Annotated in this window: 28 protein-coding genes; 18 read left to right on the forward strand and 10 right to left on the reverse strand. The window is 35.9% G+C overall.

Annotation, left to right across the window (positions count from 1 at the left end):
- Positions 1-47: 47 nt before the first annotated feature.
- From leuA to rdgB, 6 genes are all read left to right on the forward strand, one after another.
- On the forward strand, positions 48-1,745 hold the full coding sequence (leuA, locus tag B9T31_RS10515) for a 2-isopropylmalate synthase (protein ID WP_086181922.1): 1,698 nt from the start codon (positions 48-50) through the stop codon (positions 1,743-1,745).
- A gap of 103 nt (positions 1,746-1,848) precedes the next feature.
- Positions 1,849-3,009: a homoserine O-succinyltransferase MetX gene (metX, locus tag B9T31_RS10520; protein WP_086181923.1), complete on the forward strand. Its 1,161-nt coding sequence runs from the start codon at positions 1,849-1,851 to the stop codon at positions 3,007-3,009.
- On the forward strand, positions 3,009-3,602 hold the full coding sequence (metW, locus tag B9T31_RS10525; protein ID WP_086181924.1) for a methionine biosynthesis protein MetW: 594 nt from the start codon (positions 3,009-3,011) through the stop codon (positions 3,600-3,602). The genes metX and metW overlap by 1 nt, the downstream gene beginning before the upstream one ends.
- Complete coding sequence (locus B9T31_RS10530) at positions 3,599-4,186, forward strand: tetratricopeptide repeat protein (protein ID WP_086181925.1); 588 nt, start codon at positions 3,599-3,601, stop codon at positions 4,184-4,186. The genes metW and B9T31_RS10530 overlap by 4 nt, the downstream gene beginning before the upstream one ends.
- Positions 4,187-4,243: 57 nt before the next feature.
- Entirely contained in the window at positions 4,244-4,618 is a 375-nt protein-coding gene (locus B9T31_RS10535) for a DUF4180 domain-containing protein (RefSeq protein ID WP_086181926.1), read from the forward strand.
- A gap of 121 nt (positions 4,619-4,739) precedes the next feature.
- Complete coding sequence (gene rdgB, locus B9T31_RS10540) at positions 4,740-5,366, forward strand: RdgB/HAM1 family non-canonical purine NTP pyrophosphatase (protein ID WP_086181927.1); 627 nt, start codon at positions 4,740-4,742, stop codon at positions 5,364-5,366.
- An 82-nt stretch (positions 5,367-5,448) separates the two neighbouring features.
- On the opposite strand, the gene B9T31_RS10545 is transcribed toward rdgB, so the two are convergent.
- Positions 5,449-6,330 (reverse strand): permease, encoded by an 882-nt coding sequence (locus B9T31_RS10545; protein WP_086181928.1) that lies wholly within the window; start codon positions 6,328-6,330, stop codon positions 5,449-5,451.
- A 144-nt stretch (positions 6,331-6,474) separates the two neighbouring features.
- Between B9T31_RS10545 and tatA the strand changes: the two genes are divergently transcribed.
- From tatA to B9T31_RS10565, 4 genes are all read left to right on the forward strand, one after another.
- Positions 6,475-6,696: a twin-arginine translocase TatA/TatE family subunit gene (tatA, locus tag B9T31_RS10550; RefSeq protein ID WP_086181929.1), complete on the forward strand. Its 222-nt coding sequence runs from the start codon at positions 6,475-6,477 to the stop codon at positions 6,694-6,696.
- Between the two features lie 12 nt (positions 6,697-6,708).
- Positions 6,709-7,113: a Sec-independent protein translocase protein TatB gene (tatB, locus tag B9T31_RS10555; protein WP_086181930.1), complete on the forward strand. Its 405-nt coding sequence runs from the start codon at positions 6,709-6,711 to the stop codon at positions 7,111-7,113.
- Between the two features lie 43 nt (positions 7,114-7,156).
- Complete coding sequence (tatC, locus tag B9T31_RS10560; protein WP_086181931.1) at positions 7,157-7,942, forward strand: twin-arginine translocase subunit TatC; 786 nt, start codon at positions 7,157-7,159, stop codon at positions 7,940-7,942.
- 413 nt (positions 7,943-8,355) lie between these two features.
- Positions 8,356-10,554: a TonB-dependent siderophore receptor gene (locus B9T31_RS10565; protein ID WP_086181932.1), complete on the forward strand. Its 2,199-nt coding sequence runs from the start codon at positions 8,356-8,358 to the stop codon at positions 10,552-10,554.
- A 207-nt stretch (positions 10,555-10,761) separates the two neighbouring features.
- On the opposite strand, the gene B9T31_RS10570 is transcribed toward B9T31_RS10565, so the two are convergent.
- Entirely contained in the window at positions 10,762-11,754 is a 993-nt protein-coding gene (locus tag B9T31_RS10570) for an alpha/beta fold hydrolase (RefSeq protein WP_086181933.1), read from the reverse strand.
- A gap of 75 nt (positions 11,755-11,829) precedes the next feature.
- Between B9T31_RS10570 and B9T31_RS10575 the strand changes: the two genes are divergently transcribed.
- Positions 11,830-12,270, forward strand: coding sequence for an Rrf2 family transcriptional regulator (locus tag B9T31_RS10575; protein ID WP_086181934.1), 441 nt, complete (start codon positions 11,830-11,832; stop codon positions 12,268-12,270).
- Between the two features lie 273 nt (positions 12,271-12,543).
- On the forward strand, positions 12,544-14,721 hold the full coding sequence (locus B9T31_RS10580; protein WP_086181935.1) for a PhoX family protein: 2,178 nt from the start codon (positions 12,544-12,546) through the stop codon (positions 14,719-14,721).
- A gap of 37 nt (positions 14,722-14,758) precedes the next feature.
- On the opposite strand, the gene B9T31_RS10585 is transcribed toward B9T31_RS10580, so the two are convergent.
- On the reverse strand, positions 14,759-15,538 hold the full coding sequence (locus B9T31_RS10585; RefSeq protein ID WP_086181936.1) for an NRDE family protein: 780 nt from the start codon (positions 15,536-15,538) through the stop codon (positions 14,759-14,761).
- 94 nt (positions 15,539-15,632) lie between these two features.
- On the opposite strand from B9T31_RS10585, the gene lgt reads away from it, so the two are divergent.
- Positions 15,633-16,445, forward strand: coding sequence for a prolipoprotein diacylglyceryl transferase (gene lgt / locus B9T31_RS10590; protein WP_086181937.1), 813 nt, complete (start codon positions 15,633-15,635; stop codon positions 16,443-16,445).
- A gap of 105 nt (positions 16,446-16,550) precedes the next feature.
- Positions 16,551-16,937, forward strand: a complete 387-nt coding sequence (locus tag B9T31_RS10595; protein ID WP_086181938.1) for a hypothetical protein — start codon at positions 16,551-16,553, stop codon at positions 16,935-16,937.
- A gap of 373 nt (positions 16,938-17,310) precedes the next feature.
- On the opposite strand, the gene B9T31_RS10600 is transcribed toward B9T31_RS10595, so the two are convergent.
- Positions 17,311-17,844 carry a peptidoglycan amidohydrolase family protein gene (locus B9T31_RS10600; protein ID WP_086181939.1) on the reverse strand — a complete coding sequence of 178 codons (534 nt, stop codon included), beginning with the start codon at positions 17,842-17,844 and terminating at the stop codon, positions 17,311-17,313.
- A gap of 382 nt (positions 17,845-18,226) precedes the next feature.
- Here B9T31_RS10600 and B9T31_RS10605 point away from each other — a divergent pair, with 382 nt between their 5' ends.
- Together B9T31_RS10605 and B9T31_RS10610 are read left to right on the forward strand one after the other, a co-directional pair.
- A complete protein-coding gene (locus tag B9T31_RS10605) occupies positions 18,227-18,454 on the forward strand; it encodes a DUF2061 domain-containing protein (protein WP_086181940.1) in 228 nt (75 codons plus the stop codon).
- A 172-nt stretch (positions 18,455-18,626) separates the two neighbouring features.
- The gene (locus B9T31_RS10610; protein ID WP_086181941.1) at positions 18,627-19,484 is read left to right on the forward strand and encodes a LysR family transcriptional regulator; all 858 of its coding nucleotides are present in this window, start codon (positions 18,627-18,629) and stop codon (positions 19,482-19,484) included.
- Positions 19,485-19,550: 66 nt separating this feature from the next.
- On the opposite strand, the gene B9T31_RS10615 is transcribed toward B9T31_RS10610, so the two are convergent.
- From B9T31_RS10615 to B9T31_RS10630, 4 genes are all read right to left on the reverse strand, one after another.
- Positions 19,551-20,081, reverse strand: coding sequence for a dihydrofolate reductase family protein (locus B9T31_RS10615; protein ID WP_086181942.1), 531 nt, complete (start codon positions 20,079-20,081; stop codon positions 19,551-19,553).
- Between the two features lie 131 nt (positions 20,082-20,212).
- Positions 20,213-20,743: a DUF2628 domain-containing protein gene (locus B9T31_RS10620; RefSeq protein ID WP_086181943.1), complete on the reverse strand. Its 531-nt coding sequence runs from the start codon at positions 20,741-20,743 to the stop codon at positions 20,213-20,215.
- Positions 20,744-20,831: 88 nt separating this feature from the next.
- Complete coding sequence (locus tag B9T31_RS10625; protein WP_086181944.1) at positions 20,832-21,074, reverse strand: DUF2789 family protein; 243 nt, start codon at positions 21,072-21,074, stop codon at positions 20,832-20,834.
- A 190-nt stretch (positions 21,075-21,264) separates the two neighbouring features.
- Positions 21,265-21,921: an HAD family hydrolase gene (locus B9T31_RS10630; RefSeq protein WP_086181945.1), complete on the reverse strand. Its 657-nt coding sequence runs from the start codon at positions 21,919-21,921 to the stop codon at positions 21,265-21,267.
- Between the two features lie 183 nt (positions 21,922-22,104).
- Between B9T31_RS10630 and B9T31_RS10635 the strand changes: the two genes are divergently transcribed.
- Together B9T31_RS10635 and ptsP are read left to right on the forward strand one after the other, a co-directional pair.
- Positions 22,105-22,575: an RNA pyrophosphohydrolase gene (locus tag B9T31_RS10635; RefSeq protein WP_086181946.1), complete on the forward strand. Its 471-nt coding sequence runs from the start codon at positions 22,105-22,107 to the stop codon at positions 22,573-22,575.
- 88 nt (positions 22,576-22,663) lie between these two features.
- The gene (ptsP, locus tag B9T31_RS10640) at positions 22,664-24,961 is read left to right on the forward strand and encodes a phosphoenolpyruvate--protein phosphotransferase (protein ID WP_086181947.1); all 2,298 of its coding nucleotides are present in this window, start codon (positions 22,664-22,666) and stop codon (positions 24,959-24,961) included.
- Here ptsP and B9T31_RS10645 read toward each other — a convergent pair.
- Entirely contained in the window at positions 24,951-25,154 is a 204-nt protein-coding gene (locus B9T31_RS10645) for a hypothetical protein (protein WP_086182066.1), read from the reverse strand. The two genes, ptsP and B9T31_RS10645, sit on opposite strands and share 11 nt — an antisense overlap.
- A gap of 186 nt (positions 25,155-25,340) precedes the next feature.
- Entirely contained in the window at positions 25,341-26,642 is a 1,302-nt protein-coding gene (locus tag B9T31_RS10650) for an alpha/beta hydrolase family protein (RefSeq protein WP_228146025.1), read from the reverse strand.
- Positions 26,643-26,713: the final 71 nt, after the last annotated feature.

Here is a 26,713-nt window from a genome sequence, read left to right on the forward strand (position 1 = left end):
ACCGTTACCCACGCAAAAGCGACCAATGCTGCATAAGGAGTTTTCACATGATGTTGGCAGATCCAAGTAAAAAATATCGTCGTATGTACCAACGTGTCGATTTACCCGACCGTCAATGGCCAAATAATGAAATCAATAAAGCGCCTATTTGGATGAGTACCGATCTGCGTGATGGAAACCAAGCAATTTTCGAACCAATGGACATCGAAAAAAAATTCAAAATGTTCCAAATGTTGGTGAAAATTGGTTTTAAACATATTGAAATCGGGTTCCCTTCAGCATCTCAAGTGGATTTTGACTTTACTCGTCTCTTAATTGAAGGCGGCCATATTCCAGATGATGTTTATATTGAAGTATTGGTACAAGCACGTGATCATTTAATCACACGTACTTTTGAAGCTTTGCAAGGTGCAAAACGTGCAATTGTTCATATTTATAACTCAAACTCACCCACCTTCCGTCAAAAAGTATTGAATGTCGATGTTGCAGGTGCTAAACAACTTGCAATACATGCAGCCCAAAAAATTAAAGAACAAGCTGCATTACAGCCTGAAACAGACTGGATTTTCCAATACAGCCCAGAATGCTTTACTGCAACTGAATTAAATGTTGCAAAAGATGTCTGCGATGCAGTCACTGAAATTTGGGAAGCATCTCCTGAAAACAAAGTTATTTTAAACTTACCCGCAACGGTTGAAGTCTCTTCACCGAATGTTTATGCAGACCAAATCGAATGGATGCATCGTAATTTAGCCCGTCGTGATGGTGTTATTATTTCCGTACATTGTCACAATGACCGTGGCTGTGGCATTGCAGCATCTGAACTCGCAATAATGGCAGGTGCAGATCGTGTTGAAGGCTGTGTATTTGGTAATGGTGAGCGTACAGGTAATGTGGATGTTGCTGCTATTGCCTTAAATATGTACACTCAAGGTGTAGCACCAGAATTAGATTTTTCTAATATTAACGAGATCATTGCGACGGTTGAAGAATGTACTGGTTTACCCGTACATCCACGCCATCCATATGCAGGTGATTTAGTCTTTACTGCATTTTCAGGTTCTCACCAAGATGCGATTAAAAAAGGCTTTGAATTCCAGAAAAATGAAGATATCTGGGATATGCCATATTTACCAATTGATCCAAAAGATTTAGGTCGTGATTATGACGCTGTGATTCGTGTAAACTCACAATCTGGTAAAGGTGGTATTGCGTATTTATTAGAATCCAACTACAACGTAGTGTTACCTCGTCGCTTACAAATTGAATTCTCACAAATTGTTCAACACGTTGCTGATGAAGAAGGCGTAGAAGTTTCTGCTCAACAAATTTGGACGTTATTTAAAGATACATATGTTGCTGCAAAAGATACGCATTATGTCACTAAAAACTATCGTTTATCTGATGAAAATGGAAATCAAGTCATTGAATTAGATATTGAAGTTAACGGTGAAACACAGCAACTTCGTGGTGAAGGAAATGGTCCAATTTCTGCAATTTTAAATGCACTTCAATTACCAATTGATGTCTTGAACTATGAAGAGCGTAGTATTAGCTCTGGCGCACATGCCAAAGCTTTAGCCCTAGTTGAATTACAAGTCAAAGGAACGGGGAAATCTGCATTTGGTGCAGGCGTACATGACAATATTGTCACGTCGTCAATTGAAGCTATTATTGCAAGTACAAACCGTCTGATTGACCAAGGCGTACTGAGTACCAGTCAAGTAGTTGCTGCTGCGGTATAAGCTAACGTAATTAGCTTTACCAATAAAATGACTTTAGAAAGGATACCCCAAGTGGTATCCTTTCACACATTCATACTAAAAATTTTTAAGGCGAATAACTCTCGTGTCTTTTCCAACTGATTCTGTCGGTCTAGTTAGCCCACAAAAGTTCATCTTTGAAGAAGCATTAGCACTTGAATGTGATCGTATTCTTCCACGTTTTGAACTTATGGTAGAAACGTATGGACAACTTAATGCAGATAAATCTAATGCCATATTGATTTGTCACGCACTCTCTGGACATCATCATGCTGCTGGTTATCATCACGAAGATGATAAGAAACCAGGATGGTGGGATGCATGTATTGGCCCTGGAAAAGCAATTGATACTTCAAAGTTTTTTGTTGTTGCGCTAAATAATATTGGTGGATGTAGCGGCTCGACTGGACCAACCTCTCCCAATCCTGAAAATGAAAATCGCCCATATGGCCCAGATTTCCCATTAGTCACTGTTCGTGATTGGGTAAAAACTCAAGCGATGCTTTCTGATCGTTTAGGGATTGAGATTTGGTATGCTGTAATAGGTGGTTCTTTAGGTGGAATGCAAGCATTACAATGGTCGGTCGATTATCCAGATCGATTACAAAAATGCGTCATTATTGCCAGTGCCCCAAAATTATCTGCACAAAATATTGCTTTTAACGAAGTTGCTCGTCAATCTATTTTATCTGACCCTGACTTTTATAATGGTCGCTATTTAGAAAATGATAGTTATCCAAAGCGTGGATTAATTTTAGCACGCATGGTCGGACACATTACCTATTTATCTGAAGAAGCTATGAAACAAAAATTTGGTCGAGACCTAAAGTCTGGTAAGTTTATGTATGGTTTTGATGTGGAGTTTCAAGTAGAAAGTTATTTACGCTATCAAGGTGAGCAATTTAGTCGTAATTTTGATGCCAATACTTATCTCATTATGACCAAAGCGCTCGATTATTTTGATCCTTCACGTGAATATGATTTATCTTTAACGAAAGCAATGGCACATACAAAGTGTCAGTTTTTAGTGATTTCCTTTACCACCGATTGGCGTTTTTCTCCTTCTCGATCACAAGAAATTGTTGATGTTTTAATTACAAATCACAAATCTGTCAGTTATTTAGATATTGATGCCGAACAAGGACATGATTCTTTCCTGTTCCCAATTCCTTTATATGTTAAATCATTACGTGCATTTTTAGGGGGTGAGGACCATCTTAAATCTACATCATTGGAGGCAGTTTAATGCGTATAGACCATCAACTTGCTGAAACATGGATTAAGCCAGATTCCAGCGTTCTAGACTTAGGGTGTGGTGACGGTACACTATTGACTCACATGAGCAAAAAGCATAATATTCGAGCATATGGATTAGAAATTGATCAAGACAAGATTGCAATTGCAATCAGTAAAGGGTTAAATATTATCCAGCAAGACTTGAATTTAGGTTTGAGCCGTTTTGCCGATCAGTCTTTTGACTATGTTGTCATGGCTCAAGCTTTACAAGCCGTTGATGCACCAGATGTATTATTACGTGATATGGTTCGTGTTGGAAAACAAGCGATTATTACATTTCCAAACTTTGCACATTGGAAGACACGCTCTTTCTTAGCATTGAAAGGAAAAATGCCTGTTTCCGAAGCATTACCATATATGTGGTACAATACACCCAATATTCATTTATGTACTTTCCGTGATTTTGAAGCACTTTGTGCTGAAAATAATATTCGGATTATTAATCGACTTGCCGTAAATGGGAACCAACAAGACAGTTTACTGAGTAAATATATTCCTAACCTGTTTGGTGAAGTCGCAATTTATCGAGTGAGCGCTCTATGAAAAAATTACTACTCAATACAACTATATTATTTAGCCTTTTTGGTGTGGCGCATGCAGATTTGGTTCAACCATCTTCATCTGTTTCGAGTCAAGCAGCAAAATATGCCGTAATGGATCTTCAGAATTTAGCAAAAGCTGCTCAAGCTGGACAACCTGGTGCACAATTTTACTTAGCAACCAAATATCAGCAAGGCAAAGATGTCCCTCAAGATTTACGTAAAGCCTTTGCATTCTACAAAGCTGCAGCAGATCAAGGATTATCTTCAGCACAACTGAACGTAGGTCGTATGCTTGCAGATGGCATTGGCACTCAAAAAGATGAAGTTCTAGCGCGTAAATACTTTGAAAAAGCAGCAAGTCATGGTGATAACCGTGCAAGCTTCAATCTTGCCGTAATGGAAGAAAAGAAAAATAACTTCATTGGTGCATATCAGTGGTATGAACTTTCTACACGTGATGGCATGTTAGACAATAAGGTCATTACATTGTCTGAAGGTAAGAAAACTGCACTTGCAGCAAACTTAACGCAAGATCAGATTCGTCAAGCGCGTGACCGTGCGGATCAATGGATTCAAGCACAATAATCGCTGTTTTTTTAAAAAGCACCTTAAGGTGCTTTTTTTATATCTTATGGAATCAAAATGATACAGTATCTTCATCTTATACACGACACTCGTGTCTTAATTCTGCCGAAGTCGAATACTAGCCAATATTCGCTTCATAATATCCATAACTTAATGGACCTCGCTTTTAGTACTCAAGCAGAGTTATTGGTATTGCCTATTGAACATTTTGATGACTCATTTTTTCAATTGAATACTCAAATTGCTGGGGAGTTTATTCAAAAATTTATAAATTATAAAATCAGGCTTGCATTTCTAGGCAATATCGATAAGTTCTTGCATCAGAGCAAGGCTTTCACGGATTTTGTATATGAATCAAACTTAGGAGCATCTTGTTGGTTTGTTCAGAATATAGATGAACTCAAACAAAAACTGAGTATGTATAAAGCTTAAATCAAGCTTATTTCATAGAGTATAAGCAAACCATTTACCTTGTTTAGACACAGATTTAATTAAAATCGTTTATCAGAAATCGGCTAAAATAGCTTTCATTATTTAACTGAGGATGAGTGAAATGTCTGCACAAGATTGGTTATCTCAAGGAACATTGGTACTAGCAAGCAATAATAAAGGCAAAATTGCTGAGTTTGAAAAATTATTTGCTGAGCTTGATTTACCAGTCGATGTCATTCCACAAGGTCAACTCAATATTGAAGATGCGATTGAAGATGGCTTAAGTTTTATTGAAAATGCCATTATTAAGGCGCGACATGCATCTCGAATTTCAGGAAACCCAGCCATTGCAGATGATTCTGGCATTTGCGTTCCAATATTAGGTGGTGCACCAGGTATTTATTCGGCTCGTTATGCTGGTGAACATGGCAATGATGCTGAAAATAATGAAAAGTTATTAACGAATTTAAAACCATTTCGCAAAGACCAGCAAGCCATTGAAGGAATGTTTGTCTGTGTTCTTGCTTTAGTTCAGCATGCAGATGATCCATTACCTCAAATTTTCCAAGGGATTTGGGTTGGTGAGGTTTTGGAACAAGCACGTGGTGAAAATGGTTTCGGGTATGACCCTCTATTTTTATTACCAGAACTTGGACTTTCTAGTGCAGAAATGACTAAAGATGAAAAAAATAAAATTAGCCATCGTGGACAAGCTATGCAACTATTCAGAGCAAGTTTACAAAAATAATCTTATTTAAAAACGCCTCATGAAAATAAATATATCATCCTTTTTTATCTACTTTTAAGTAAAAAAGGATGATATTAACAACTTAAAATAAATGTAAAATTACACCATATAACAATACAATGACACAGCTTACAATGGTTCCAGAAGCAATCATCTTCGCTGAGTCACCTGTTCCATGATAATACGTTTCCAAAGCGACAATATTCGCAGCAGGCGGTAAACAAAATAATAAGAACATCACCCCAATATAATGTTCAATATTTGGAATAGGTAACCAAAAATAGGTTAATGTGCAAATGACAATACCACATCCTATTTTGTAAATTGCCATATAAAGACTATTTATAAAGTCATCTAAATAGACTTTGGTACGGCGTAGCCAAATACCCAAAATACACATTCCAGAAAAACTCATCCCCACTTTTGCACAGCTATAAAGTAAGTCAATCCAAACATGGTTTGGATAATTTTGTAATCCAATCATCCGACAACTCAAGGCAATGATAATTGCGATAATTGGTGGAGATTTCAATACTTTATTTAAAAGCTTCCATATTGACTCTTGCTCAGAACTTAATGCTGTAACTGCCCAAATATTACCAAAGATCGACCCTCCAATATAAATTGCAACAATAGGTGCACTGACTGATGGACCAAATAAAGCAATTGCAAATGGAAAACCTAACCATGCCATATTGACATAACTAAAGCACAACGCTTCTAATGGTTTTTGAGTAAGCAGTTTGTAGAGATAAAATAAAATAATAGAAACAAAAAAACTAAATATAATGAGACTTAAGCTGCCAGCTTGATAAAAAACCAAGTTATACACAATAACAACAGGAATAAAAAATTTAGCCAATACGCTCGATAAAACTTTTTTAAGTGTTATTGTTGCTAAATCCATGATTTGTGCAATCAATAAGCCACATAAAAATGCACATAATGGAAGTATTAAACTCACGAATTTATCCTTTTTACATCATGTGAATATGCTAACACTTATTCTCAACATGAGAATCAATTTCTTTATGCCGTCTAAAAACTGTCACATCAATGTCATAAATTCCTGTTGAGATGTGCTCACAATTCAAACAAGGACTTTCAAATGGCTGGTTTATCAGTTTGGCATGTTGTAATTTTTGCAATTGTTGTCATTTTACTCTTTGGTACAACAAAGCTCAAAAATTTAGGAAAAGATATTGGTGGTGCTGTTAAAGACTTTAAAAAGTCAATTCGTGAAGATGATGTTTCAACTCAAAATCAATTAGAACATCCTAAGCCAACTCAAATAGATGTAAATCATATAGATACATCAATAAAAAGCTAAGAGTAATCGTTCATGCTCAATATAGGAATGACCGAAATTTTGGTCTTTAGCATTATTGCTTTATTAGTTTTAGGGCCTGAAAAACTACCCGAAGCTATACGCTTTATTGCAAAGTGGTATCATCACATTAAAAGAACTATTCACAATGTACAATATGATTTAGATCGTGAATTGCGCCTTTCTGAATTACGTGAACAAATACAAGATGAAATGAAAAAAATCCAAGAATTAGAAATCAAAATGCAAAAGCAACTAAATAATCAAGCAATATCAAAGCCGATTTCTAGCCTAGAAATGACTAAAAAACGAATGGATTTTAACCTCTACCCACAATGTCCTATTCAATATCAATTCATAACGAATGCTCATCGTGAAATACCGCGTTGTCCTTATACTCAGATAACACCAACCTTTTAAAATCAATTAACTAAATAAGTTTCCTCGACAATCAGGTTGTAGTATGAAATCAATAACATCACCTCACTCTGTCAAAAATATAGAAAAAGAGTCAGAATTATTAACGCAAATGCCTATCACTCAACATTTGATTATTTTAAGAAAACATGTTTTCAGAATTGTCGTGGTTTTGTTATTGCTATTTTTTTGCTTGTTGCCCTTTGCAAATACGACCTATCAATTATTATCTGAACCACTTCGTGCACAGCTTCCTATCCATTCAACCATGATCGCCACAGATGTTACAGCAACATTTATGGCCCCCTTTAAACTCAACTTCTTTGTTGCTTTACTCTTAGCAATGCCTTTTATTCTTTATCAATTATGGTCATATGTACAACCTGCCCTATATCAAAAAGAAAAAGCATTCGCCCTTCCAATGCTCATTGGAAGTATTGCACTTTTTTATATTGGTATTGCTTTTGCTTATTGTGTTGCTCTACCTTCAATACTTCATTTTTTTATTCATATTTCACCTGAAACCGTAGCACCAATGACCGATATCAATAGCTATTTAAGTTTTTGCTTAAAGCTTTTTCTAGTTTTTGGATTTACCTTTGAAATTCCAATGATTACCCTTTTATCCGTCCTAATTGGAATAGTGACCACTCAACAATTGGTTGCAAAACGTCGCTTTATTATTGTGGGTTGTTTTTTTATTGCCATGTTTGTAACCCCACCCGATGCCCTCTCGATGATAATGCTCGCTATTCCCATGTGGATGCTCTTTGAATTTGGCTTACTGCTCTCAAAAATCATTGAAAAACGTATACAACTCAAATCATCTTAAGGCTAAAGTTACATATTTTTAGGAACAACCGCACCTAATCTTAATCTCTAGATGATGTGCAATGACCCAATCTTGTTGAATTTAATAATGAACACACCTTAAATCTAAATACCATAGAAAATACATCTTTAAATATAGACTATGATTCAAAAAAACTTAGAGAACACATGATCAAGATCGATACAAAAGCCCAAAATCAAACCTACAATTGATATGGAATGAAATGTTTCGATTATTCTAGGTCTTAGTCGATAAATAATTTTGGCTTTGAAGAGAAGAATTATTCCATAAGATCTGAATTATTTTTAATCAAAACGATAAATAAATATGCTTTTATAAAGAAAAATGTCAACTCAGAACAAATGATAACAATAACGCAATATATAATGATTCTCATTTAAAATGTATATTTTATGAAATCTTTCCCTTCGAATAAAACTTTATTTCTGATCTCCACGCCTTTATTTTGTTCATATAGCTATGCGGTATCATCTGACACTGTAACGAGTTTAGCGCCAATTATAGTACAGGCCGAAGATGACAATGATATCACTGAAAATAGTAAGAAATATAAAAGTAACAAATCATCTCAAGCAACGAAAATGAATATTAGCTTACAAGAAACGCCTCAAACCGTTACTGTGATTACGCAACAAAGAATGCAAGACCAAGGATTAAACACGATTGCTGAAGTCATGCAACAAGTTCCTGGTGTTAGCGTTGGATATAATGACAGTGCGCGCCCTAATTATAATATTAGAGGTTTTTCTGTCGATAATATTCAAATTGATGGTATTTCATCCTCTTATTCTGGTGTCAGTGGCTCTGTCATTGCTATGCCTGTATTTGATACCGATATTTATGATCGTATTGAAGTATTAAGAGGGGTAAATGGTTTAAATACGGGGCTTGGAGAACCATCAGCAGCAATCAATATGATCCATAAAAGACCTACGCAGGAATTCAAAGCAGAAGTTGGTGCAAGTTACGATACATTTGATGGTCGAAGATTTACAGGTGATATATCAGGAGGTCTTTTAGCAAATGATAAACTCAATGGTCGTCTCATTGTGGCAAAATCTGATGGCGGAACGGGAAAAGACTATTATGATAAAAATACAAAATTAATTTCTGGTTCTTTAACTTCAGCGCTTACTGATAAAACTAACCTAACATTAGGTATAGATTATCAAGATGATAACCCTCATGGCCTTGGTGGCGGGGTCCCTATTTTTTATAGTGATGGAAGTAAAACTAATTTTTCACCCAAAGATAACTTTGGTTCAATGAACTGGGTGAGATGGCAACGTAAATTACAGAATAATTATATTTATTTAGAACATAACTTTAATGAAAAATGGAAAGCAAAACTTTCATTTAATCGACAAGATTTAGATGCCTTTTCTAAAACGTCATATGCATATAATGGAAACTTAAATAAAGATGGTACAGGATTAAGTTATTCACATTGGGCATCGGAGGGAGATTTAAAACAAAATACCTATGATTTAACAATCAATGGGCTATTTGATTTATTCAATCGAGAGCATCAGTTGGTCTTTGGATTTAATGGCTGGGATAGAGAAGCAAATGAATATGGATTAAGTTTTCCTGCTTATTCAGCATCAAATGTCGTTAAGGATTTAGAGCATTTTTATGGCAATGCTTCTCCTGATTTTCACCCTGAACGTACTGGGGTAGATAAAACCACAGATACAAAAATGTTTGGTACTTTTATTAATACACGTTGGAATATTACAGATAATTTTAAGTTTTTCACGGGTGCACGTTTATCTGATTGGAAAACCAAAACCAAGAACTATAACCAAGGTAAGTTTGTAAATATTACAGCGGATCAACAGCAAACTAGTATTGTCGTGCCCTATGTTGCTGCAACTTATAATATTCTTCCAAATAGTACCGTTTATACGAGTTATACAGAAATTTTTAAACCCCAGTCTAATTTAGATATTAATAATAATTTTTTAGATCCTGTTACGGGGAGTAATACAGAATTAGGATTAAAAAATAGTTTTTTTGATCATCTCTTCGATGTAAATATCGCTGTTTTTTATACTAAGAAAAATAATGTTGCTGAACAAGTTGCGGGTACTGGAGTCAATGGTATTGAAGCTCGCTATAGAGCAGTAAGCGGTGCAAGAACAAAGGGAATAGATTTTGAAGTATTAGGTCAACTGACTGATGCTTGGACGCTTACTTTTGGATATACATATAATCAAACCAAAGATGCAAAGGGTGAAATAATTAATACAGCGAATCCAAAACAGATCGCTAAATTAAATACTAATTATCAACTGAATGGTCAGCTTTCTGGATTAAGAGTTGGTGGTAGCATTAATTGGTATGGTTCAAGCTATGATTATATTAATATGGGGACACGCACAACACAAAATCTACTTAAAGCTGAACAGAAAAATTATGTTGTAGCAGGTTTATATGGTGCTTATGATATCAATGACAAAACTCGTATTTCACTAAATATCAATAATTTATTTAATGAGAAATACTATACTCGAATTATTGCAAGTTATAAAACAGGATATATGGGAGATGGACGATCTGCTGTATTAGCCCTAAATTATAAATTTTAAAATTATTTACAGGCTCATATTAAGTTTTGAATTGATCTAGAACATGGGAACCCTGCAAGGTTTCCTCTGACATGAGAATGCTTGGTATTTATATTTCATCGCCTATATATGATGGTCAAACCATCATATATAGCGTTCATTTTCTAAAACATCATTCAATTCGTTTATCTTGTCTCTCTTTTGAAATACCATCGAACAGCAATAACTCTAATCGCTTTTTAAGTGATTGACTGTTTCTAAAAATTGAATGATGTTTTGATTTATCTGTTCAGGTGCTTCTTGTTGTAACCAATGTCCTGCGTTAGGAATAACATGTGACGCATATAATTGCGGAACGAGTTTAGGCATTTCATCAATCATCTGTTGCATACCCGGCATAGACAAACCTGTGTCATGCTCCCCCACCATATAAAGTGCAGGAACTTTAATCAATACATCATTAAATGCACCTTGCAACTCCCAATTTCGATCTAAATTTCGATAATAATTTAAACCACCACGAAATCCCGACTGCTTAAATGACTGAACAAATACGTTAAAATCTTCTTGTGTTAACCACTGAGGTAAATTGTCTGGAATAGGCAGTGCGCCCAATAACCCATCTTTTTTCGAAAGCATGCTAAATGGATTGTGTGATTCTTCTTGATTATGATTTTGCGCTGATGATGCCCAATAATAAATTTTTCGAAGGCTCACAGCGACATCTTGTTCGAGTTCTTGTTCGGCAAGTTTAGGCTGAGAGAAATAAATTGTATAAAACCATGCTTGATCATTTTGAGGGAATAACAGGCTAGGTAACATGGGTGCACGTCGCATAAATGGAACACCTAAAGCAACGACAGCATGAAAACGATCGGGTCTAACTTGTGCACATTGCCAAGCAATATTTGCCCCCCAATCATTACCAATCACGACTGTTTGATCGATATTCAGTGCATCCAATAGCCCGACTAAATCACTTACAATATCTAAAATACAATAATGGCCCACATCTATAGGTCGATCACTTAAGCCATATCCTCTTAAATCAGGTGCAATTACACGATAACCCGCTTCAGATAAAGCCTCTATTTGATGACGCCATGAGTATGACGTTTCAGGAAAACCATGTAGAAGTAAAACTGAAGCCCCACTTCCCTTTTCTGTAACATGTAGACGAATAGTATTTGTTTCAACTACTGATTGAAGCAGATTTACCATTGCCTTTCTCCGAGATTTGCATTCGTGTGAACAATATCGTAACATCATAAGTAACGATTTAACAACATCAACGTAATGCACTTAGATACTAAATTTTCGAGACTATTACATGTCTTAATTCATATGCAATTAAGAGGTGGATCTACTACATCTGAAACCATTGCACAAATGCTACATACCAATCCCGCATTAGTTCGAAGAACAATGGCACCCCTGAGAAGAGCTGGATATATTAAATCGGAACGAGGACCAGGTGGTGGATGGACACTCTGTTGCAAGTTATCTGAGGTCACTGCCAAAGATATTTACATTGCACTTGACTACAAGGGGCTCTTCGCTTTAGGACTCTCCAATGATCATCCTGATTGCCCTGTTGAACGTTCTGTTAATCATTTATTAAGTAATGCAATGCAAAATGCTGAAACTGAATTTATTAAAACGCTAGAAAATGTGCACCTTTCAACATTAGCTGACCATATTCAGACACGTGAAAATTTAACAAATGCTCAAAAATGAAAAGTCAAAAACACTTTTAATACATTTAAGCTCAGACAAAGCTGATTCATTCAACGTATTCAAAACATGCATAGCACCTTTTTATAGCAAACCTAAACTTTAGATTTACAAATCAATTTTGCATGAGAATTGATCAAATCATTAACGTTTAAAACTTATTTTATGTGTGCTATATGTCACTATATCACTACATGACTTTAAAACTATTGTCATATTCCCCCACTATTTTGTTCAAGCGCTCTTCACATTACTAGAGGTTTTAGGACAAATCATATGACCAATACACCATATAATGAAAATCAAGAATTAGATAATAACCACTCAAATAATATTCATTTTCGAGATATTTTAGATCAGCATATCACCCGTCGCAGCCTGATTGGTAAAACTGCAAGTGGGGCTGTTGCACTGACCGTTGTATCATCCTTAATCGGATGTGGTCATAATGATCCTTCTTCCAATAATCAGAATATTCCAGAAACTCCCTCTCAACCCATCAAAAAGCCAGAAAAGCTCACATTTAAACTCGTTGCCAAAAATATCAATGATCTGGTCACTGTTCCTGAAGGATATCAAGCACATGTCCTTTATGCTTTAGGAGATTCCATTCATCCTACTTTTACTGAGTGGGATGATCACAATATTCCAAGTGGTCCAAGCTTCCAATTTCGTGCAGGCGACTGTCATGATGGAATGAGTTATTTTGGATTAAACCCTACTACAAATCATTATGATGCAACAATCTCAGATCAAGGCTTGTTGGTCATGAATCATGAATATATTAATCCAACTTTTCTACATCCTGTCGGACCAACCAGAGTCAATCTTCGTCGCCCTGAAGATGAAGTTATTCGTGAAATGAATGCACATGGTGTTTCTATTATTCAAATTAAAAAAGACTCGAAAACCCAATCTGTTCATGTGGTTAAAAATTCAATTTTTAATCGACGTATTACAGCATCAACGGTTATGGATTTAGCAGGTCCTGCATCAGGTTCTAGTTTATTAACAACAAAATATTCTCCTTCAGCCCAACAAACACGTGGTACACATAACAATTGTGGAAATGGTTATACACCTTGGGGAACTTACTTAACCACTGAAGAAAATTTCATGGGTTATTTTGCTCGCCATCGGGGAGATAACGTAAGAAGAACTGCTGCTGAAATTGTGGCATTAAATCGTTATGGTCTAAAAGATGGTGCTCATTCTCGTTATGGCTGGGAAACTGTAATTGGTGCTATTGAATCACAAGACTTATATGATCGCTGGTTAGCCAATGCATCTGGGAATACCCCAAATGAGGATTATCGCAATGGACCCAATACCTTTGGTTGGATTGTTGAAATTGATCCATTTGATCGCCGACAAAACCCCGTAAAACGAACTGCACTTGGTCGTTTCGCCCACGAAGATTGTCGCGCAAGTCGCGTAAAAGAAGATGATCATCTGGCATTTTATATGGGAGATGATTCACGTGGTGAATATATCTATAAGTTTGTTTCAGATTACAAATGGAATAAACGTGATCTAAATGGTGGCTATGCTGCTGGTGATAAGTACATGAATCATGGAAAACTCTATGTTGCTAAATTTAACGATGATGGTTCAGGTCAATGGCTTGAACTTACTCATGGGAAAAATGGACTCACCGACAACAACTCAACATATCCTTTTAAATCACAAGCAGATGTTGTGACCTTTGCTCGTTTAGCTGCTGATAGTGTCGGAGCAACAAAAATGGATCGTCCAGAATGGGTTGCCGTCAATCCTGAAAATGGAGAAATCTATGTCACTCTAACCAATAACTCGAACCGTGGAATAGCTTATCCTGTTAATGCTGCAAATCCACGTCACTATTCAAATACCAATAGAAAAAAAGGCAATGTAAATGGTCATATTATTCGTTTCCGTGAAACAGGTGATACCACGACTGCTGAAAGTTTTCATTGGGATATTTACTTATTCGGTGCTGAGGCGGCAATGGCAAGCAATATTAATCTCTCAGGTTTGAATGATCACAATGATCTTTCCTCTCCAGATGGCATGTGGTTTGACCCTCGTGGCGTCTTATGGATTCAGACAGATGATAGTGCCTATACCGATGTCACAAACTGTATGATGCTTGCCGCCTTACCAGGCAAAGTTGGTGATGGTGCGAAAGCTATGACCTCAGCCAATCAAGAAACAAGAGTTGGAGCAAAAGTCACAGATGAAAATTTAAGACGTTTTTTAACTGGCCCCAAAGAATGTGAAATAACAGGCGTCACCATGACACCTGACTACAAGGCTATTTTTATTAATGTACAACATCCTGGTGAGGGCTCACGTACTTATAATGCTCCAACAAGCCATTGGCCAGCTTCACAGACCAACCCATCGTCTACAGCACGCCCTCGTTCAGCAACGGTGGTGATTACTCGTAAAGATGGTGGAGTCATCGCAAGTTAAACTTTGCATAAATCAGTGCCAACTTATGTTGGCATTTTTAAGTTAAGGGTAATTGTATAAATTCAATATGATTTTTCAGCTCACCCTGTTGTATTTTTTCTTTCCATAGCCATTGCTGGTTTTGTAATCTTAAAAAGTTTGAACATCGTGTGCCATAATTCGGGCTTTGAATAAATGTTGAAGATAATAAGGCTTCCATCTCCTGAGAAATTCCAGTATTGGGCAATAATTCAACAATTACCTTTCGCTCATCTTCTAAAATATCCCAAACTACACTATCTAAATCAATTTCAGTACCATGATGATGTTGTAATAATGGTAAAAATTCTTGAGTAAAACGTTTACGTAAATGTCGTGTCTTTTCCCAATGTTCAGTCATTAGCCCATTTGAAGTGACATATACACCCTTTGCTAAAACTTGAGGGGCTTCACCTCGATTACTCATATAAACTGCTTGCTGAGTATCTCCAATAAAAAGATTAAAACCTGCATATTCACACTGTGTTTTTTCCAATTCATGTGCAAAACGAATAGGAGCTAAATCTGATTCTAAAAAGGCTTGAATTAAATGTCCACGCGATGTTTGATATAGTTTTTTATCATTTCCATCTCTAAAATTGGTCACTACCGCCCAACGTCCTGCTGGTGTAATCCCCATCCATGTACCACTAGACTGTAAGTCTTGCCCCGCAATAATGGGACTATTTTTCCAAATATGTAATGCGTTTGTTGGCCTATGGTAAAACTCATCACGGTTGGAAATTAAACACAATGGCATATCCGCAATAACCTGCCATGCAATCGCAACAATGCACATAAAAACACTCTCTTTATCTTTACACATCGAATGTACAACATTTTTCATGATATTCAGCTAAAATCTATGCAAAACATAATCGGAAGGAACAGGAATGCTGAACTATCCCAATATCGATCCTATCGCGTTTGCGGTAGGGCCATTGCAAGTACACTGGTATGGCCTCATGTACTTATTGGCTTTTTTATTTGCATGGGGTTTAGCAACTTATAGAACCAAAAAACGAGAGGGTTGGACCTCAGAAATGGTGTCTGACTTAATTTTTTATGGTGCTTTAGGTGTCGTTGTTGGCGGCCGTATTGGCTATGTCTTCTTTTATGGATTTGATCAATTTCTTGAAAATCCACTCTGGTTATTCCAAGTCTGGACTGGCGGCATGAGTTTTCATGGTGGCTTTCTTGGCGTTATCGTTGCCATGTTATTTTGGTGTAAAAAGTATCAGAAAACTTGGTTCCAAACGTTAGACTTTATTGCGCCATGTGTTCCCACAGGACTCATGTTTGGTCGAATAGGAAACTTTATTGGTGGCGAACTTTATGGTCGTCCTGTAACTGATCCTAATTTTGCTTTAGGGATGATTTTTCCTACAGATCCACTACAGCTTGTACGCCATCCATCTCAACTTTACCAAGCATTAGGTGAAGGTTTAATTCTATTTATTGTCTTGTGGTGGTTCAGTTCTAAACCGCGCCCACGTTATGCAGTATCTGCATTATTTTTAATTGGCTATGGTCTTGCTCGTTTTGTTGTCGAGTTCTTCCGTGAGCCAGACAATGGTGAGTTGTTTATTTCATGGATGAGTAAAGGACAATTCCTTTCACTTCCAATGATTTTGGTTGGTTTATGGATGATGTGGTATGCCTATCATAAAAAAATCTATGATTGGGGTCCAATGAAGAATAGTTAAATCACAGGCTGGATTATTCATTTTAAAGCGAGATAGATGTCTCGCTTTTTTATTCGTAAATTATGTTAAAGTTTCTATTATTCATTTTCTTAGATCTACGAAAAAATGCTAGAGTTTTGGTTCAATCCTCAAATTACTTTATTAAAGAAATTAATGCTTTTGAGCTTAATTTTGGTTGTCACTATAGCACTTTATCTCAAGCAAGCATTGCCTCTTAATACAATTTTTATGTTTGCAGGAACTGGCATCCTTTTTTTAATTTGTAGATACAGTAAACTCAAGTTTGCAATGAAAAATCCAACGGGTTTACTTTATCGCCTACTCACCTGGATTCCTATTGCACTTTTACTGGCTCTGATTTTCATGCAGATGCAAAATGGTGAAATTTTAATTTCAGGAGCTCAAGGGATTGGCTTTATGGCACTGGCTATTTGTATATTTTCACCATTTTCCTTATTCCCAAATCATTCAAACCAAAGTCACTCAAAATGATCATGAATTATTGGTATTCTGAGCGTTGCACAAGACAAATCAAATTCATCGTCTGTATTGTTGTCTGTAGCATGATTTTTTTAAGTTCTAAAGAGTTTAATCTATCTTCTTTACACATTATATTTGCACTCTGTTTAGGTAGCAGTTATCACTTTATATATCAATTGAAACAAAAATTAAGCCTCAATCACTCCTACAAAACTGGAATGAATATGCTATTTTTTATGCTACCTCTAGCGGCTTTGATTGCTTTAGTCATTTCACTGCCCTCAATAGGACGATTGTATTTAATGATTCAAACCGTTGGATTTACACTCATTGGGTTTTTCTTGGTCTCAATTTATGCCTATCGATCAAAGAAATCTGACATAATTTAACGCTGTGCTAATCTGTAATATTCATACTTTACCGCTGCATCTCGATAAATATCATGACTGCGCTGTTTAAAGTCTGAAACCCATTGAGAACCAGAAAAACCCGCGATATGACCATAGCTATGTTTGCCTGTACGCTGAATAATATAAATATCACCTTGTTTAGGATTAGAAAATTCTGGAGCTATTTTTCTGTACCCAATTTTTAACAATGTATTTCCCCAATCAGCGGCAGCAACAGGATGATTTTCAACATTAGCGCCAGCAGACTGAAGCGCTATACGAATACTACGTGCGCATCGTTGTGAACTTACTTGACTCGTAATACTGTTTAAACGTTGTGTAAATTTACCTACATCAATTGAACTTCGACTAAAAAATGGTTTCGTTTTTTCAGAAGACTGCGTATCAGAAGGATCATTACTCGTATTACCCTTATTCGGGGTATTTGCACTTTTATCACTACGAATCACAAAATGAATGGCTGGAGCATTCACATCTTGATAATTCGCATAATTTGCATCGGCAACCATTTAAAACAACAACCTTTAAAACTAATGTAAAATTCAACTGAAGAGCTGTTACTACTTTTCAGGCAAAAAATAATAACTCTTTACGTTCATTTTTTTATGAAGAAAATGTAATTTGTTATGCTTTTGATTAAATATCACACATAAATTCACTAATAATCATACTCTACCAAATAATAACTTATTGAAAATATTAGATATTTTTAGTTATGTTATAATATAACTAAAATGTAACTATTTTTAAATTATTGTGTATTATCTATAAATCACTAAAAAATTAAAGCATTCGAGATTTCCGATATAGAAGAAACAAAAAATCACTTTTACTATTTAGATGATAATGGTTATTATTTACATAACTAAAGTTTAAATTAGGAATATCGCAATGGCTCATGTTCAAAAATTTATTAACAATAACCAACGTATGTTAAAGAAAACCCTCAGCTACTATATTATGCATATTACGGTTGCAATGATTGTCGCTTATGTAGTTACAGGTAATCTTTTGATTGCTGCAACGCTGAGTTTACTTGAACCCACTGTTCAAGCATTTGCATTTTTCATTCACGAGCGTATTTGGGAGCGTAAAACGTTCAGCCCTCAAAAACATTGATAAAAATTTGACTCAATTGATATTCCATAAAGGTCACAAAAAGTGACCTTTTCATACTTAAAATCTAATAATCAATAAATAATGAGGCTGATCAACAAATATATTTAAATCATCGCAATTATTATAATTTTATTTTATACTAAATCTAAATTTTCATAACTCGAACTTTATTATGAATCTTGCAGCATTTGAGGCCTTTGTAAAGGTCATGGAAACTGGTTCTATTTCATTAGCGGCAGATCAGTTATTTATTACCCAACCTGCTGTGACTAAGCGAATTCATAGTTTAGAAGATTACTTCGGGGTGAAACTTTTTGAATCTGCAGGACGCGGTGTTCAAGCAACACATGCAGCGCATTCCTTACTTCCAAAAGTAAAGAATTGGCTCAATGAACTCGGTGATATTCATCATACGCTTAGCCATGAACAAGATCAGGTTCAAGGTCGGCTTAAAATAGGAACCAGTCATCATATTGGTTTGCACCACCTACCAAATCACTTAAAAAATTACGTTCAATGTTTTCCAAATGTAAAACTTGATGTTCATTTTGTTGACTCAGAGCAAGCACATGAACAAGTATTAGCAGGTGATTTAGAATTGGCTTTCTTAACTCTCCCACCACAAGGAGATGAACGCTTAAGCTATGTTACTATTTGGAATGACCCTTTGGTATTTATTGCAGCCCCTTTTCATCCTTTAGCGCAACGCAAGAACTTAACACTTGAAGATTTAATTGAGTATCCAAGTCTTTTACCAGCGGCACAAACCTTTACCAGTCAAATTACCTTAGCTGAGTTTGAAAAGAAAGGCTTAAAACCAAAAACGACAATGAGTAATAATCCTCTGGAATCAATTCGGATGTTAGCTTCCATTGGTTTAGGATGGTCTGTTTTACCAAAAACATTATTGAATCATGATTTAAAACCATTAGATATCCCAATTGAAATGAATCGACAATTAGGTATGGTTTGGCATCCTGGTCGTACACAATCACGAGCGGTACAAGAACTCATTCAAATGATGAAATAAATAAAAACCACCCTCAAGGTGGTTTTTTAATACTAAAAATAACAATATAAAATGATTAAATTGCCATCATTTAAATTGGTACGTAATTTTCATCACGGTATTCTCAATCATTTCAGCATGCATCGATTTTAATGGATATTCATTCGCCGCTCGTTGAGGAAACAATGGAATACCGCTCCCAAGTAAAACAGGCATTACATAATTTTCCAATGAATCGAGCAGATGAGCGTCAATAAATGACTGTTGTAATTGTGCCCCACCCACAAGCCATACATTCGCATCATAGTTTTGATTTAAGTGCGTGACTAACGCCTCAACTCCTTGCGTCCAAATAGACAATGATGAATCAATTAAAGGTAAATTTTCCTGAGAAGTAATAATAATGCCTTTTTGGTTAGGATAAGGCCATTTCTCGCCAAAAGAACAAATTGTCTCATAAGTTTTACGCCCCATAACCACCATATCGATGTCAGCGATAAAATCATCATAACCACAATCAATGTGTTGAAACGGTGTTAAAAAATCAACTGAACCATCTTGAGTTGCAATGTAGCCATCTGCACTTGTTGCAATATAACCTTTAATTTTTACGCTCATCTGATTTTTATCACTTAATTAAGTCAATCTATCTTATTATAAACATTTAGCATCTCTTATCGATACGCTAAAAATAATAGTCTATGCTGATTTAGCATCCATCTCATCTTTAGCTTATTCAACCATGCTTTTTATTCTTCTAAATAAAGACCTAAAGCTAATAATACTAGTGTAATAATCAATACGCATAGAGCAACCCAAAAAGCTGTACCGCCCTGTTGTTTCAACATATTTTCTAAATTAAAAGGTTCTGTACTTTGAATTAGATGCTTAACTTTTTGATCAACATAATACCTATATAAAGTATTTCCACTCATTGCCAATGCTACAGATATTCCAATTGAAATACCACGATCCAAAGCAGCAGAAATCTCCAAGAAAGATAATACGATATTGAATACTGTGATTAAAATAAAATAAGCCAAACCATATACATACATCTTCCGATAAATCATCCAGATTGGACCGAAGAAAAATGCACCAAAATTAAATCCTGAAATGCTTTTTTTCAGCTCAATATGAGAAAAATGTTTTGCATAGTATTTCTGAAATTTATCACCAATAAACCACGCTCTATATTGGTTTTCTAGTGAATTAAAATCTAGAGGTTTCGCTGAATTATCTTGCGCTTCAGATGATATGGGTGAAAGGTTCTCATTCATTATTTTTATCCTAAATTTATTGTTCTATTTATTCTTTTAATCATTAGAAGCCATTTAAACTGGCTTCTAATTTTGTCATGCAGCATGATTATTTTTGAACAGAATCCTCATGTAATGATTCATTCAATTGATCCACAATAATTGCCCATTCTCCATCAGATTTTATTTTTTCTTCTAAAAATTGTTTTTGTGCCGCAGTCCAAAAATCTGCATCAGCAATTTGAATATTTGCACTTAATTGATGCGTCACAATAAATAATGCAATGCCATCTTCAGAAGCATCTAAACCAAGTTGTTCAAAAAGATATGTCATACGTGGACGAACGGTCATTTCTCACTCCTACTTTATTCATACTTATGACTGAAATAAATCATAAATTCAGAAATATCTCTACTTATTTTTAATAAATATAACACTTCAATCATGCAATTTCACATAAAGTAATATCTTTGTTATCAATCTTTTAGTTTTTTGAGAAGCCAGCATTTTAATGACTGACTTCTCTTTTATCTAAAATGAATTAAGATGAAATAGACCAATCTTGTATATCCCAATCCTGTTCTTTTGCAAGTGTTGTAAGACGATCATCAGGGCTTACGGCGATCGCATGATCTGCATATTCCAATAAAAATCGATCATTAATGGAGTCTGAATAAGCCCAAGATTCTGTTACTTCTCTTCCTTGTAACCACTGATCTAAACGAACAAGCTTCCCTTTTTGAAAACTTGGCACATTAATGACTTTTCCTGAATATTTCCCATCAATCACTTCTGCATTGGTTGCAATAATTTCAGAAATTCCAAATTCCTGAAAAATAGGTACAGTGATAAAGTCTGAAGTTGCAGTAATGCCGACTAATTGATGACCTGCATCTTTATGTCGTTGAATAGCGTCAAAACCATCTGGACGCATTTGTGGTCGAATAATTTTCTCCATAAAGAGTGAGTGCAATTGGGTTAAATATTCATTGTCATGCTGTGTGAGAAATTCAAATACAAATTCATTATAAGCAATCGGGTCTAATTGCCCTGCTTTATAATCTTCATAAAATTTATCGTTCATAGCACGATGATGAACTGGATCAACCAAACCTTCATTGATTAAAAATTCACCCCAAGAGTGATCTGAATCTATATTTAACAAGGTATGATCAAGGTCAAATAGCGCTAATTTCATTAAAATACTCGTCAAAGCTACAATTTAAGAAAAAAAATGTAAATCTATCTCCGCTAGTCGATAGAAATTCGTTAAGATCATAGCAATTTTAACATTTTTAAACTTTGCTTTTTTCGAGTTGGATAAAGAAATAAACAATCCCCGAAGGTAAAGATTTTAATTACAGATATTTTAGGTAGCCAAATGATCGATTCTGAAGGTTTCCGACCCAATGTCGGGATCATTTTGGCAAATGAATTTGGACAGGTTCTATGGGCAAAACGCATTGGTCACAATGCATGGCAATTTCCACAAGGAGGTATCCAATATGGAGAAACCCCTGAACAGGCACTTTACCGTGAGCTGAGAGAAGAGGTTGGCTTATTGCCCGAACATGTCGAAATTATAGCGCAGACCAAAGGTTGGTTGCGTTATCGTTTGCCACATCGGTATATACGCACGGATTCCGATCCTGTATGTATTGGTCAAAAACAAAAGTGGTTTTTACTTCGGTTGAAAGCTTCCGTACAACATATTCAACTCGATTTGTCAGAGCCACCCGAGTTTGATCAATGGCAATGGGTAAGTTATTGGTACCCATTGGGACAGGTTGTGAATTTCAAACGAGATGTATACAGAAAAGCCATGATAGAACTATGTAATCAGCTACCATGAGATAAAATAAAAAAATCTCATTTAAAAGCAGATTTTCTAGATTACTCTTGATATAAATAAGTTAATGATAATTGGTGGAGCAAATTCTATGTCAAATATGCAACTGGACACATTAAGACGTATTGTTCAAGAGATCAATGCGTCAGCCAGTTTGCATGAATCATTAGATATCATGGTCAACCAAGTTGCTGAAGCCATGCATGTTGATGTTTGCTCTATTTATCTACTCGATGAACGTAATCAACGTTATTTACTGATGGCGTCTAAAGGCTTAAATCCTGAAGCTGTTGGTCATGTTTCACTACATACCAGTGAAGGTCTAGTCGGCTTAGTGGGGCAACGAGAAGAAATCGTTAACTTAGATCATGCCCCAAAACACGAACGTTTTATGTACTTTCCAGAAACAGGTGAAGAGCTTTATAACTCTTTTCTCGGTGTTCCAGTCATGTACCGACGAAAAGTGATGGGTGTACTGGTTGTACAAAATACTGAATCCCAAGACTTTAGTGAAGCTGCTGAATCGTTTTTAGTTACGCTTTGTGCCCAACTTTCGGGGGTGATTGCACATGCACATGCGGTCAGTAATATTGATGTATTTCGTAAAGCAAATAACATATCGTCTTATAAAACCTTCCAAGGTCTTTCTGGTTCAGGCGGCATTGCTCTAGGACGTGCCGTCGTCCTGTATCCGCCTGCAGACTTAGCATCTGTTCCAGATCGTGAAGCTGAAGATATTAGCGAAGAACTTGAACTTCTTGATCGATCAATCGAAGCAGTCCGTGCTGAAATTGAATCACTTGATGACAAAATGCAAGATGCATTAATGGCCGAAGAACGTGCTTTATTTAGTGTGTTTTTACGTATGTTAGATGAAAATGCATTGCCTGCTGAAATCAAAGAAGAAATTCGTGAAGGTAATTGGGCGCAAGGTGCAGTGCGTAATGTGATTGATAAACATATTGCACTATTTGCCCAAATGGAAGATGACTATTTACGAGAACGTGTATCAGATTTAAAAGATTTAGGACGACGTATTTTAGCGTTTTTGCAAGAAGCTGATTCGAGCCACAGAGAATTAACCGATGAAAGTATTTTAATTGGAGATGAAATTTCAACTGCGGCATTGGTTGAATTGCCTGTCGATAAAATTGCAGCCATTGTCACCACTGAAGGTGCAATGAATTCGCACATGGTCATTGTCTCTCGCGCTTTAGGTATTCCGACTGTTGTTGGTGTAACCGAATTACCGATTAATACACTTGATGATGTAGAGATGATTGTAGATGCCCATCAAGGGCGTGTTTTTATCAATCCTCCACGTCGATTAAGAGCACGTTATAAAGAAATTCAAAAAGAAGAAGAACAAATTGCCAAAGATTTAAAACAATACGAAACCAAAGATGCCATTACACCCGATGGCGTGTCTGTTCATTTATATGTAAATACAGGTTTAATGATTGATGTAGTACGCGGAGTACAACGTGGTGCTAAAGGCGTCGGTCTATATCGCTCTGAAATTCCATTTATGTTACGTGATCGCTTCCCAGGCGAAGAAGAACAACGCGCTATATATCGCCAACAACTCAGTCACTTTGCCAATAAACCTGTTGTCATGCGAACGCTGGATATTGGTGCAGATAAAGATTTACCTTATTTTTCAATTGAAGAAGAAAATTCAGCATTAGGTTGGAGGGGAATTCGCTTTACCTTAGACCATCCAGAAATTTTCTCTTCACAAATTCGTGCCATGTTAAAAGCCAGTATTGGTCTAAACAATTTACATATTTTACTTCCTATGATTACCAGTGTCAGTGAAGTAGAAGAAGCATTGTATTTGCTTGACCGTGATTGGCATGCTGTACAAGAAGAAGAACAAGTGAAAATTATTAAACCTAAAATTGGTATCATGGTTGAAGTACCAAGTGTGCTTTTACAAATTGATGAATTTTCAGAACTTGTTGATTTCTTTTCGGTTGGATCAAATGACTTAACTCAGTATTTATTAGCAGTTGATCGAAATAATCCACGTGTCGCCAATGTTTATTCTAATTTTCACCCTGCTGTTTTACGTGCTTTATCTCGTTTAGTACAAGAATGTCATAAAAACAACAAACCTATTAGCTTATGCGGAGAAATGGCAGGTGATCCACTTTCTGCAGTTCTTTTAATGGCAATCGGATTTAATACGCTATCAATGAGTTCAAGTAATATTTTACGTGTGAGAAAAGCAATTTGCCATGTTCCAATGAGCGATGCGAAAGCACTATTAACGCGTGCCTTATCAATGAACAATCCACTGATTGTAAAAAGTATGATGGAATATTATTTTAAAACCCATGGTTTAGAAGATATGGTCAAAGCAAGCACACGAATTGTCAGTGCGTAATATAAAAAGTACTTAAACCACCCAAAGAAAAAGGGAGATAATCATCTGAATATCTCCCTTTTCTGTGCTTGTTATAGCCACGTTTTTCATTTTTCTTCCGATCTACAAAAACTTGGCTTTTGTTTATCTCATGCATATGTTTTGCTACAAAATTATGAATGACCACTTGGGGTACATTTTTCTTCTTTGTCATTGGATTGCCTTTTACCATAGATATCTATATTTGAAACTGTAATATTACGCCTCTTTGTCTATTTTGAATACACATTTTAATTTCATTTATACATGTAGGAAATCCTCATGAATCGAGTCCAATTAAAATTACTGCTCTTACTTTAATAAAAGAAAAGCCCAAATATCATATTTGGGCTTATTCTGATTATTTCAAACCACTTGACATATGTTCTTGAATAAATTTCACCAATTCTGGTTGTTTTTGAACGATCGCTTGAGTATGTGTTGCACCAACCACTGGAAGGAACGTGATACTGGTTGCTGGATTAGCTGCTTTTAACCTATTAAATAAACCCTCTGTAACTGGGAATGGTACACTGGTATCAGCAGTGCCTTGAATGATTAAAATAGGCTTGTTCACTGGGTTTAAACCAGGTTGACTTAACACATTCATAAAATTTTGAATAATTGGATTTTTTGCCAACTCATTAGTAGATATACCTGGGAAATCCATGACTTTACGTGTTGAATCAGCTCGCATAAAATTAAGAATATCATCCTGATAAGCACTGACAATCTCTGCTAAACATTTCCCATCTTCACCATTGGTGCCTGCTGCCAGTTTTGCCGTTTCTTGCGACTCTGGTTCAAACATGGCTAAATAATTAAAGTTTGGCTCATATGCTTTAATACCCGCACCTGCCAATGCGCCATATCCTAATAAAGTGGCATATGCTTGAATAGAAGCTCGTTTTTCTAGTGGTATATTTGCTAAAATTTCACTTTTTTCAATATTAGTTAATGCTCCTGGCGCAACTTCAGTAATGATATGACCTAGACTCGATGCTGGCGCACCTGCAACAGCACCTTTATAGGTTGGATCATTATAAGCATATTCTGCTGTTCCTAAAGAGGCTTGTCCACCTTGTGACTGACCTACTGACATCCATTCACCTTTGACTCGAGCGCCATATTTTTCTTTAAATGCTTTCACCGCATAAATAGCAGAGTTTGCTTCACTTTCTAAATGTAAATATGGATGGATCCCTGGTGTGCCAAGTCCTTCATAATCTACCGCAATCACTACATATCCTAAAGCTAAAAGCTCGTCAGCCAGTGGCTTAAATCGTACACCTAATTCTGTATTACTTGGGGCACAAGCATCACCAACACCCAAAGTTCCATGTTCCCACACAACAACTCGCCAACCATCACTTGGTGTAACAGTTTTAGGATACATGACCACTGCGGTTGCTTCGCTATTTTTACCCAATACATTTGGCATGGTATAGCGCATTACAGAAATATCTACTGCGTTTTCTAAGGTATCTCTTGGCTTATTTTGTTGATCAACATATTTCGCTTCTGAAATATAAGTTGCATATTTAACTGGATTTTCAACTTGACCCGTTTTAGTGCCACTTGAATTATCATCATTACATGCACTCAACAGTAATGATGATGCTATGAGTAATGCTAAACCTGTTTTTTTATAAAAATTGCTCATTTTCATTCCTTGAAATTACGTAAATCATTCTATATTTCATATTATAAAGTATATATTAACAATAATTGACT

It is taken from the genome of Acinetobacter sp. ANC 4558 (genome assembly GCF_002135375.1).
In the GTDB taxonomy this organism is placed as follows: domain Bacteria; phylum Pseudomonadota; class Gammaproteobacteria; order Pseudomonadales; family Moraxellaceae; genus Acinetobacter.

Excerpts from the sequence above, each read along its gene's own strand:
- leuA (WP_086181922.1), top strand. The coding sequence starts at position 48 with ATGATGTTGGCAGATCCAAGTAAAAAATATCGTCGTATGTACCAACGT.
- metW (WP_086181924.1), top strand. The coding sequence starts at position 3,009 with ATGCGTATAGACCATCAACTTGCTGAAACATGGATTAAGCCAGATTCC.
- B9T31_RS10530 (WP_086181925.1), top strand. The coding sequence starts at position 3,599 with ATGAAAAAATTACTACTCAATACAACTATATTATTTAGCCTTTTTGGT.
- B9T31_RS10535 (WP_086181926.1), top strand. The coding sequence starts at position 4,244 with ATGATACAGTATCTTCATCTTATACACGACACTCGTGTCTTAATTCTG.
- rdgB (WP_086181927.1), top strand. The coding sequence starts at position 4,740 with ATGTCTGCACAAGATTGGTTATCTCAAGGAACATTGGTACTAGCAAGC.
- tatA (WP_086181929.1), top strand. The coding sequence starts at position 6,475 with ATGGCTGGTTTATCAGTTTGGCATGTTGTAATTTTTGCAATTGTTGTC.
- tatB (WP_086181930.1), top strand. The coding sequence starts at position 6,709 with ATGCTCAATATAGGAATGACCGAAATTTTGGTCTTTAGCATTATTGCT.
- tatC (WP_086181931.1), top strand. The coding sequence starts at position 7,157 with ATGAAATCAATAACATCACCTCACTCTGTCAAAAATATAGAAAAAGAG.
- B9T31_RS10565 (WP_086181932.1), top strand. The coding sequence starts at position 8,356 with ATGAAATCTTTCCCTTCGAATAAAACTTTATTTCTGATCTCCACGCCT.
- B9T31_RS10570 (WP_086181933.1), bottom strand. The coding sequence starts at position 11,754 with ATGGTAAATCTGCTTCAATCAGTAGTTGAAACAAATACTATTCGTCTA.
- B9T31_RS10575 (WP_086181934.1), top strand. The coding sequence starts at position 11,830 with ATGCACTTAGATACTAAATTTTCGAGACTATTACATGTCTTAATTCAT.
- B9T31_RS10580 (WP_086181935.1), top strand. The coding sequence starts at position 12,544 with ATGACCAATACACCATATAATGAAAATCAAGAATTAGATAATAACCAC.
- B9T31_RS10585 (WP_086181936.1), bottom strand. The coding sequence starts at position 15,538 with ATGTGCATTGTTGCGATTGCATGGCAGGTTATTGCGGATATGCCATTG.
- lgt (WP_086181937.1), top strand. The coding sequence starts at position 15,633 with ATGCTGAACTATCCCAATATCGATCCTATCGCGTTTGCGGTAGGGCCA.
- B9T31_RS10595 (WP_086181938.1), top strand. The coding sequence starts at position 16,551 with ATGCTAGAGTTTTGGTTCAATCCTCAAATTACTTTATTAAAGAAATTA.
- B9T31_RS10600 (WP_086181939.1), bottom strand. The coding sequence starts at position 17,844 with ATGGTTGCCGATGCAAATTATGCGAATTATCAAGATGTGAATGCTCCA.
- B9T31_RS10605 (WP_086181940.1), top strand. The coding sequence starts at position 18,227 with ATGGCTCATGTTCAAAAATTTATTAACAATAACCAACGTATGTTAAAG.
- B9T31_RS10610 (WP_086181941.1), top strand. The coding sequence starts at position 18,627 with ATGAATCTTGCAGCATTTGAGGCCTTTGTAAAGGTCATGGAAACTGGT.
- B9T31_RS10615 (WP_086181942.1), bottom strand. The coding sequence starts at position 20,081 with ATGAGCGTAAAAATTAAAGGTTATATTGCAACAAGTGCAGATGGCTAC.
- B9T31_RS10620 (WP_086181943.1), bottom strand. The coding sequence starts at position 20,743 with ATGAATGAGAACCTTTCACCCATATCATCTGAAGCGCAAGATAATTCA.
- B9T31_RS10625 (WP_086181944.1), bottom strand. The coding sequence starts at position 21,074 with ATGACCGTTCGTCCACGTATGACATATCTTTTTGAACAACTTGGTTTA.
- B9T31_RS10630 (WP_086181945.1), bottom strand. The coding sequence starts at position 21,921 with ATGAAATTAGCGCTATTTGACCTTGATCATACCTTGTTAAATATAGAT.
- B9T31_RS10635 (WP_086181946.1), top strand. The coding sequence starts at position 22,105 with ATGATCGATTCTGAAGGTTTCCGACCCAATGTCGGGATCATTTTGGCA.
- ptsP (WP_086181947.1), top strand. The coding sequence starts at position 22,664 with ATGTCAAATATGCAACTGGACACATTAAGACGTATTGTTCAAGAGATC.
- B9T31_RS10645 (WP_086182066.1), bottom strand. The coding sequence starts at position 25,154 with ATGACAAAGAAGAAAAATGTACCCCAAGTGGTCATTCATAATTTTGTA.
- B9T31_RS10650 (WP_228146025.1), bottom strand. The coding sequence starts at position 26,642 with ATGAGCAATTTTTATAAAAAAACAGGTTTAGCATTACTCATAGCATCA.